The sequence below is a fragment of the Thermus islandicus DSM 21543 genome (genome assembly GCF_000421625.1).
Taxonomy (GTDB): domain Bacteria; phylum Deinococcota; class Deinococci; order Deinococcales; family Thermaceae; genus Thermus; species Thermus islandicus.
The window spans coordinates 1-6584 of record NZ_ATXJ01000024.1; the positions used below are offsets into that span (position 1 = coordinate 1).

The following is a 6584-nucleotide window of genomic DNA, read 5'->3' on the forward strand; positions in this document are numbered from 1 at the left end:
TGCCACCCAAGCATACTGGAACCATGCCACTTCGGTGGAGCTGGCCCTGGGGGCCTGGGCGGAGGCCAAGGCCTTTCTCCAGGCCCAGGTGGGGAGGCTCCCCAGGGCCCTGGTGCACCAAGACCGTCAGCCGCCCTGGGGGGTCCTTTCCTGAGCCACGCTGCTGAGGGACGGGCAGAGGTTTTCCTACAGCCTGATGGGGGCCAGGGGCGTCACGCGAAGCGTACGTTTTCTCCGGTGGTGGAGAGCTTTTTTGCCCGGTTCAAGGGGGAGGGGCGGGACCCGTTTTTAGCCTTGGGGAGCTAAAGGAGGTGGTGGAGGAGCGGCTACGCTACTACCACGAGCGCCGGTTGCACTCGGGGCTCGGTTATCGGACGCCAAAGGAGGTGATGGCGGTAGACGCGGAGGCTCTGGGGAAAGAACTTGGGACATCACACGGGAGGCAGGGTAAAAGTGTCTAAGTTTAGGGGGCTGGATCACGAGCTCCCAGAGCGTTTCTGCTGCTCCCGGGACCTACTCCACTTCCGCCACCGCCGAGGTTTCGCTCTCCCGTTCTTGGCTTCAGCCCGGCTCCCCAGATCCAGACCCCCGAGAGCCCGGAGGGCCACCCCCCGGGGGGAGGATCGGGAGGGGGGTGGTGGAAATCCCAGTAGCGTTATTCAGTGGAGGGAAATCTACGCCCTTCAATCCCTCTCCCCTGCCCAGGTCACGGTGCCTCCTGGTGGGAGTGCCTCCGTAACGGCGAGCGACGCCGTGGTGCCCGGGACCCTCTGCTACGATCAGGAGTGCCGGAGCGCCCCGCCTGGGATCCACGTAGCCCCGCGGGATAGCGTGCTCACGACATAGACGAGAACGTGCACAGAAACCTGTCCATCGGGCTCCACCGGGACCGTCACCGTCACCGAGTACTGGCGCACGGTGAAGACCTGGAGCCCGGGCGCGGGAATGTTCACCACCCAGTTGTAGTTGCTCCCCCTGTTGGTGTGAGTGCAAACCCCGTACGTGTTGCGAGTAGACTGACTGTGGAGGTGAGCGGATGATCAAGCAGGCTTCCTTCCTCTTTTCCGTGCTCCTTTCTACCCTGGCCCTGGCCCAGCTTCCTGTGGACCCTCTGGACGATCAGCGTTTCGTGGAGCTGGTGACGGCAGCCCGCTACCCGGAGGCTTACGCGCTGACGGAAAAAGAGCCGGCTCGGTTCGCCCACTGGTGGGCCTACATGACTGCGCGCACCGTTCCACCTTGGGGTAGCAATCTGACCCCCATCGAAGCCCACGTGCGGGCTACGGAATGGGCCTGTCGGTACCGCGAGTTCAACGCTGAGGCCGCCGCCTTTTGCTACTACGAGATCCAGCTGGTCCTCCGGTGGAAAGACCAAGACCCCCGTTATCCTGAGGCGCTGAAGGGGGTCAGCCTTCCCAACCTCACAGCCGCGGAGGCCCAGCAAGCCCTGGAGTCCTTGGCGGCAAAAGGGGTGTCCTTGGCGGTCTTTAGGGTGAAACGGGGGGAGGAGAGCGCGCTCAAGGACCTCGCCGAAAACCGCCCATACTCCTTGGGCGGACAGCTGGCGGCCGGGACCCTGGCCGATATCCTCTGGCGAAGATACGAGGGGGAGAAGGCTGTGCAGTACGCCCTCAAAGCGGCGGGCACCAGCGCGCTCGCCGCGGGCATCTTGGCCTGGGGGGAGTACACGGGCACGGGGGTGAAGAAGAACCAGGACACGGCCTGCCGGCGGGCCAACTTCTGGGCGGTGCGCTCTTTGGCGCATTCTGCCCTTTTCACGTTGGGGCTCTGCTACCTGGAGGGGGCTGGAGGATTCCCCAAAGACCCCATCGAGGCTTACGCCATGTTCTGGCTTGCAAAGGACGCCATCGGAGGGTACGTGGGGAAATACCTCTCCGAGCTAGAGCAAACCCTGACCCCAGAGCAGCGGTTGGAGGGCCGCCGTCGTGCCGCCAAGTACTTCCAGTGAGCGCCGCTGAATCTTACGGGTCGCCCTCGAGGTCGCCCTCCTCCTTCTCGCCTTCGCCCCCCTCTGGGTACCCCGGTTCCGCGCTTTCCTGGAGAGCCAGGCGAGCCTGGAAGCCGCAGTCCAGGCCTGCGCCCTCAAGGGCGAAGCGGAGTCCTTTTTCTGCTACCGCGAGGTGCTGCAGCGCGCCGTGAAGCGCTCCGGTCCGCAACGGGCAGCGGAGCTTTGTGGGTCGGTGGAGGACCCTACCTGCGCCCAAGCCTTCGGGGCCTTGGCTCCCAACCAGTCCTGGTGCGCCTACTTGCGGGGAACCTACTGGCCAGGGTACGCGTTCTGCCTCGCAGCCTCGTGTCGGCGCTAGCCCGCTCCTTCGCCATTTTCTTCCTTGGGGGGCTCCTGGGTTTTTTGGCCCTTGCCCCCCTCCCTTCCTTTGGTTGGGACTTCGACTACTCGTTCAGCGCGGACAAGGCCCTCAGGGGCGACTGGGCCCAGGTGTGGCGGAGCATAGGTCTGGGCGATGCCCATCCTCCCCTGTACTACCTGGCCTTCCGCGCCTGGATGAGCTTGGGCGGCCACGCCCGGCTGGACTCAGGGGTTTCGGATGCCGCCATCGACTGGAGCTACTCCCTCTCCCTTCTAGGCTTCGTGTTTCTCTCCGGAGCCCTGGCCCTAGCCTCCTGGGACCTGCTGGGCCCGTGGGGAGCGATGGGGGCGCTGGGACTCCTTTTTCTCTTCGGGGACGCTCCCTGGGCCCCGCTGCTACGCATGTACCCTTGGGCGGCCCTGTGGGTCCTATTGGGGGCTTGGGGCTACCTCAGGGGGCGGGTTTGGGCGGGAAGCCTTGCGGGAACCCTGGGGCTCTACACCCATTACCTCACCGGCATCGCCCTCCTGCCCTTCGCCCTTTACGCCTTGGCCCGGTCGGGAAGAAGGGCGCTCTTGGGGTTTACCCCGTACCTCCTCTTCTCCTTCTGGGCCCCCTACCTTTTGTGGCAGGTTCAGCACGGGAGGGCTAACCCCGACATCCGCCCGGAGCCGGAGGCTCTCTTTAAATACTTCTGGTTTAAGTGGCCCCCGGACCTACTCCTCCTCCTGCTGCTCGTAGGAGGGGTGGGCCTAGCCCTCAACCGGGCCTACCGGGAGCGATTTCTCCCCGTCCTCCTCCTGCCCGTGGCCTCCCTGTACGTGTGGTACTTCTCTTCGCTTTGGCTCAACACCGTTCTAACCCGCTACCTCTTTGTCTTCGCCCCCTTAGTGAGCCTAGGGGCGGCGGCGGCTTTGGCCTGGCTACCTTCCCTAGCCCGCTGGAGCGCCGCCCTTCTCCTCCTGGGGGTAGGCCTTCCCCTTGCCAGGTACAACCACCCCTACCTTCCATGGGAGGACCTCACCGCCCACTCCCGCCTGGCGGCGCGGTACCTGAACGCGGGCGTGGTCGATCGGTTTCTGATCGATCCTGGAACGCGCTTCTCGAGCTTCCTCGTGCACATGCCCGGGGAGAAACGGCTGGAGGAGATCTCGGATCCGCTCGTCCTCCTGCGCTACTGCACGCACCCCCGTCCCCTCCTCGCCTGGGAGTACCGGGACCAACGCCCCGAGGCGAGCCAGGTACGGGCCCTCCTGGGTTGCTGGAAGGGCAGGGTCCGGCGTTTAGACCCAATGCCTCCCGGGGTGTACCACCGGGGAAGCCTCTACCTTCTCCTTCCCGAGGGGATCAGCGAAGGGCAAGCCGATAGGGAAAGAGCTGGTCTTGAGAGGCCACGGAGAAGCGCCAGGTGACGCTGACCCTTTCGCTTCCGAAGAGGGCGGTTACGGAAGCCCCGTAGCTCGGGGGGCGAGGGGTTTCGGGGGACCGCCACAACCAGACCAGCGGAAGGGCGCACCAAACTGAAGAAGGAGCCTGAGGCCGAAGAGGGCGGGCTACGCCCCTAGCGGATCTCCTGGAGCTCGTAGGCGGGGGTGAGGCGGAGGGGCCTGAGCTCGCTCTCCGAGGCCACGCGGAAGCGCCAGGTGAACTCCCTCACCTCGCTCCCCAGCTTCACCTTGAGGTAGGCCTCGTAGGCCGCCCCAGGGGTGAGAGGTTCGTGGGGAAGGGCGAAGACGGCGCCTCGGCCGCGAAGGATGTTAACCGCCACCTGCCGCCAGTGGTCCCGTTCCTCCCAGTACTGCAGGCTACCGTAGGCGCAGAGGGGGTTCACCGCCCCGTCGGAAAGGCGGGTGAGCCTGGCCTCCAGGACCTGGGTGTCCACGGGGGAGGAGGGGAAGGTCTGGAGGGAGAGGGGGAGACCGATAGGGGAGCGCACCCAGCCCGTTCCATCGTCCCAGCTCAACCCCTCCTGGGTCAGGAAGGGGCGGACCTGGGGCATGGAGGGGGAGGTGCAGGGGGCGGTGGGGTTGGGGTTTTCCCGGCCACCGAAGCGGTTAAGGGCCACGGGCTTGTCGGGGGCGGGGAAGAGCTGGGGGGAGGTCGTAAGGGTCCCCCCATAGAGGTTGGGAAGGTTAACCCAGGTGCGCCCCCACCCGTCCCCATAGCCCGGAACGGACCCCACGTCCTTGTAGACCCCGAAGCCGCCGTTTACCGCGCGGGGGTCGATCATGTTCAGGCGGTGGAAGGGGGCACTGATCCACCAAGAGATGGAAGTTTCCTCAGGGGACCAGGCGGGCTGACCGTTGTTCTGCCGAAAGGTAGCGTATTCATTCCCCTTCTGCCCCGCGCTCGCCCCCTCTGGGCTCGAGAAGGGCTGGGAGAGGTCCTCATCGTGGGGTAGCTCGTTGGGGTAGTTCATCGCCCTGTACCGGCTGTGAAGCCAGGCCCAGAAGCTCCACTCGGGGTCCTCCTTCACCTGGGGGAGGCCCATGTAGTCCCGCCAGAAGTTCCAGGCCTCCATTCCCGAGCGCTCCCCGGGGGAGAGAACCTTGAGGTAGAAGGGTACCACCGCCTCCACCGCCTTCCCCGAGCCGTCCCGCCCCGAGAGGACGAGCTCGTACTTGAAGGGGCCCTGGGGGAGCGCCCCCGCGTCCACCTGGAAGGTGAGGGTGGCGCTTGGGTTCCCTGGGGTCAGGGTGTAGCTCCCCGTGGGGTGGGCCACCCCGGGGTAGCGGCTCGCATCCCAGCCCGGGCAGTTGGAGGTCCCCTTGGCGCAGGGGTCGGCGAGGCGGAGGGTGAGGGTGGCGGAGGCCACCTGGGGATCGTTGAAGGCCGCCTGCACCGGCACCTGGACCTGGCCCCCGGGGGCTGCGGTCTGGAGGGGGGAGGGAACGCCCAGGGCTCCCGTGAAGGGGGGAGGCGTGAGGCCGGGCAGGTTCAGCTTGCCGCAGGCTACGAGCAGAAGCGTGGCCAAGGAGAGGAGAACCTTGGTCTTCGCCATAATAGCGGGATTTTAACCTGAGCTTGGATCCTCCGGTGGACCCACTTGGACTTCCTCCCTGGGAAAGCGGGCGTGCAGAGTGTACACCCGCGTCACCCTCGAGGCCAGGGCCCCTACCCAGATCAGGGCGTCCCCGGTGAGGTAGCGCACCAGGAGGCTGGTGGCCGCCAAGGTCTTCACGCTTCCTCGCAGGAAGCTCGCCAGGTCCGATGCCGCGCCTCCGGCCAGGCTCCTCGGAAACGGTACCCCGGATCCGGTTCTGGAGCAGCCCTTTGAGGGAGGCCTTCTGGGGCAGGGGAAGGAAGTAGAGCTCCACGTGGTCCCCCACCAGGCGCTGGGCCACCCGCCAGCCTAGGGACCTACCGAGTAGGTCATGGTATACCTTCTCGCTTCAGTGTAATCCAAGCCGGCCCCGCTTCCAGGTTGGGGGCACCGCCATTGAGGCTTGCTAGGGAGTATTCCAAAGGGAGGATGGCCCCGAGAGGCCCGGGTGCGGAGGGGGCATCCCCTGCACGCCCGGCCAGCCACCCGGGCCCCTGGCGGAGGGTTTTCCCCGTCCGCCGCTAAGCGGGGCTTCCCTCGAGGGCCAGGAACTGGGGGAAGGCGCGGTGAAGGGTGACCAGGGTCAGCGAAGCCACCTTGGGGCCGGCCTCTCTGGCGTGGCGGAATTTGGACCGCTATGCGGAGGATTTTCACCCCTGGAGCGCCTTGCCGGGGTGCCGATGCCTTACGCCCTGCTGGCCTCGAGGCCCGCTCGGCTCCTGGACTGGGCCGTACGCCCCCGTCCCCTCGGCCTCCCCGCCACCACCCCCAAGGGGTACTTCCCCTGCGGGAGGTCCTCTACCGGGTGCGGACCCTGCTCCCCTGGCAGGCCAACCTGGGCAAGCGCCTGGTCAGAAGCCCTAAGGTCCTGCCCACGGACCTGGGCCTCGCCCTCCACGCCGCGGGGCTTGACGGGGCCCGCCTCGAGGGGGACCCCACCCTCCTTGGGGAAGTACCTGGAGGCCTTCGTGGCCATGGAGGTGGTGAAGCAGGAGGGCTACGCCGAGGTGCCGATTCCGGGGCTTCAAGGTCCTGCCTCCGGATCCGCACCGCTTAGACCGGGACGGGGACGGGGTGGGGTGTGAGGGAAGGTGATTCACATTAGCCACTGACAGCTTCAGCCGTCAGCTTCGTACGGGTATGAAGCTGACGCGGAACCCTCTGGAGAGCCATTAGTCGCAATCCCCTTACGGGGCTAAGTGGTTTGCAAC

General features: G+C 66.3%; 5 protein-coding genes. 3 read left to right on the forward strand and 2 right to left on the reverse strand.

Translation table 11 applies throughout. The features are described 5' to 3' along the window. Positions 1 to 1036: 1036 nt before the first annotated feature. Together H531_RS0111195 and H531_RS0111205 are read left to right on the forward strand one after the other, a co-directional pair. Complete coding sequence (locus H531_RS0111195; RefSeq protein WP_022799423.1) at positions 1037 to 1969, forward strand: hypothetical protein; 933 nt, start codon at positions 1037 to 1039, stop codon at positions 1967 to 1969. 345 nt (positions 1970 to 2314) lie between these two features. Beyond that, positions 2315 to 3742: a hypothetical protein gene (locus H531_RS0111205; RefSeq protein WP_022799425.1), complete on the forward strand. Its 1428-nt coding sequence runs from the start codon at positions 2315 to 2317 to the stop codon at positions 3740 to 3742. Between the two features lie 149 nt (positions 3743 to 3891). On the opposite strand, the gene H531_RS0111210 is transcribed toward H531_RS0111205, so the two are convergent. Further along, positions 3892 to 5331: a CAP domain-containing protein gene (locus tag H531_RS0111210; protein WP_022799426.1), complete on the reverse strand. Its 1440-nt coding sequence runs from the start codon at positions 5329 to 5331 to the stop codon at positions 3892 to 3894. A gap of 12 nt (positions 5332 to 5343) precedes the next feature. Further along, positions 5344 to 5511 (reverse strand): hypothetical protein, encoded by a 168-nt coding sequence (locus H531_RS14325; RefSeq protein WP_022799427.1) that lies wholly within the window; start codon positions 5509 to 5511, stop codon positions 5344 to 5346. 894 nt (positions 5512 to 6405) lie between these two features. Here H531_RS14325 and H531_RS14015 point away from each other — a divergent pair. Next, a complete protein-coding gene (locus H531_RS14015; RefSeq protein WP_245540686.1) occupies positions 6406 to 6468 on the forward strand; it encodes an excalibur calcium-binding domain-containing protein in 63 nt (20 codons plus the stop codon). Positions 6469 to 6584: the final 116 nt, after the last annotated feature.